This is a genomic window from Ruegeria discodermiae (genome assembly GCF_030758345.1).
Classification (GTDB): domain Bacteria; phylum Pseudomonadota; class Alphaproteobacteria; order Rhodobacterales; family Rhodobacteraceae; genus Ruegeria_C.
Window position 1 is genome coordinate 1 of the sequence record NZ_JAVAMO010000049.1, and the last position, 2,764, is coordinate 2,764.

The window sequence follows — 2,764 nt, forward strand, 5'->3', positions numbered from 1 at the left end:
CGATTTTTCGCGAGGTTTGGATAGGCGGAATATGGAGCGGTCCTGCATTGTTTCACGCGGGAATTTGCCGATCTTTAGACTGCGTTTTTAGGACTATGGTTCTTGCCATTTTGGCACGGTACGCCAGCGTTGCAAATTCGGGACGATACACTCAGTCGTCCCGGGATCACGACAACACCGAATTCAGAGCGGCTTGGTTCGCTCTGTTTCTTTGCGTCGGCCTTTTGGCCGGGGCTTCGGTATGCGGGGCGACTGGAGCAGTAATGGACGACATGAACCACTCAACGGAGATGACTCACTCCGGGCACGGAACTGGTAGCGGGGAACAGGATCTGACCGGGTCCGGCAGCACCACACGTGCCGAAGCCGTCATGATGCAGCAGGAGGCGCTGTCACAGGCGCATCATTCCGCGCATATGGACGATTCCGTTATGCAGGGCGAGCATCTCAACCTGATGAACCTGATGCCAGATGCCAGCGATTGGAGCACCTCTGTTGCCATCAAGGGCGGGTCCTGGTTCGACAGCAGCACCTGGGCAGGGGGCAAAGTGCCGAGCGCCGGGTCGGATGCCTATATTCCGCATGGTATTTCCGTTGTCTATGACGGTGTGAGCACGGCCGAGCTGGGGACGGTGGGCGTTGATGGCGGGCTGCATTTCGCCGTTGATACCGACACCCGGATGGAGGTGGAATCGCTGCTGACCGGCGCGTCCTCCACGCTGACGATCGGGGTCGAGGGCAATCCGGTGCAGGCCGATGTCACCGCCGAGATCGTGATCACCGACAGCAAAATCAACCTGTCCGAGGACCCCAGCCAGCTGGGCCACGGGGTTGTCACCCATGGCGCGGTGGAAATTCACGGTGCCACCAAAGCCCCCTATCTCCGGCTGGCCGAAGAGCCCGAGGCCGGGGACCGGACGCTCAAGCTGGAAGGCGATGTCGACAGCTGGCAGGTCGGCGACAGCCTTGTGGTCATGGGCACGAAATATATCGGCACGTCGAACGGTATCCTGCAGACACAGGATGAAGAGGTGACGATCGTCGCGATCGACGCCGCGACCGGCACGGTCACCCTCAACCGGCCTCTCCAATACGATCACACGACGCCGGATTATGAGGGCCGCGACGGGATCGATAATGAATTGTCGGTCTATGTGGGCAACTCCTCGCGCAATGTGACGATCTCGTCGGAGAACCCCGAAGGGGTGCGCGGCCATGTGATGTTCATGCACAACGCGGATGTGGAAGTGCGCTATGCCGAGTTCGACGAGCTGGGCCGGACGGACAAATCCAAGCCGATCAACACCAATGAGCTCTGGGACGAGGACGACTGGTCGAACCGCGGCCCCGACATCAAGGATGGCCCCGGCGATGTCATCGGGACCGCGCGCAACCCCGGCTCCGGGAATGTGGAGGGTCGCTATGCGCTCCATATCCACCGCACCGGTGCCGAAGAGGACGCCAAGCTCGCGATACTTGAGGGCAACTCGGTCACCGGCAGCCCCGGCTGGGGCATCGTGCATCACGACAGCCACGCGGCCATCGATTACAATTTCGTCTATGGCGTCGCCGGCGCCGGGATCGTCTCGGAAGACGCCAATGAGACCGGCCAGTGGATCGGCAATTTCGTCACCTCCACCGTGGGCACCGGGCGTGACCCCAACCGCGATGGTGACGCAAATGTCCTGACCCTGGAGAAATCCGGCGATTTCGGCATCGAAGGCGTCGCCTATGAAAGCCAGGCGCGCCAGATCATCCAGCAGGACAACATCGCCGCGAACTCCAAGACCGCCTGGATGTTCAACACGTCCGAGACCAGTACCCAGGGGCCGACCACGGATGTCGTGCAGTTCGATCCCTCGGGCAACCCGTTCCAGGAGAAAGAGCGCTACGACGAAGAAGACACGTCGATCATGGGCTTCTCCGGCAACCAGATCATCGCCGTGGAAGAAGGCATCTTCACCGGCCATCGCAACATCGACAACGCCACCGACATCCAGCAGACCTTTTCGGATCTGACTGCCTATGAGGTCGATGGCGAGGCGGTGCACATCTTCAACTACACCAATGAATATGTGTTCAAGGACGTGCTGTTTGTCGGCGTCGGTCGCGGCTTCAAGGTGGGCGACAAGGCCGAGGGCATCAACCTGTCCAATGTCCATGTGGAAGACGCGTTCGAGGTGTTCAACGCGCGTGGCTACAATGCCGACGGGACCTATGTCGACGTGACATGGAATGACGTCGATCGCGGTCTTACGGCGCGCGACATGAGCGGGAACCTGGTCAACTTCGACAACCGGATCATCGATGGTTCGAAAGTGACCCCCGTCGAGCAGATCACCTTCAAGGCGGATGGCGGCACCAAGATGGTGATCCGCCCGGATGGAGGCGAGATCGACATCCGCGGCACGCTGACCGACAGTCTCGGCACGTTCAAATTCCACGCAAACACCTGGTATCGTCAGGATGTGCATACATTTGACGGACTGCAGACCGAATTGCGGCCCAGCAATGTGGATTATGCGCTCGAAAAATACGGCGCGATCCAGAACAGCAACGGCACCTGGGATCTGGCCTTCTACTGGTGGGTCGGAGACCGGCTGACCGGCGAAAACCAGGCCGTCTTCATCCCGCTGCGCCTTGAAGGGTTCAAGGATTCAGAGCTGCAGCAATACAAGATCAACGGCTTCACACCCCCGTCAAACGAGATCGAACACTACTACACAGACGGCATCGACTCCATCAACCAGGACTTCGGAACAGG

The 2,764-nt window shown here is 59.8% G+C and carries 1 protein-coding gene; it reads left to right on the plus strand.

The annotated features are described in order from the left end of the window. Positions 1 to 272 precede the first annotated feature (272 nt). A partial coding sequence (locus tag Q5Y75_RS28265; RefSeq protein WP_306203630.1) for a G8 domain-containing protein occupies positions 273 to 2,764 on the plus strand: 2,492 nt, incomplete at its 3' end.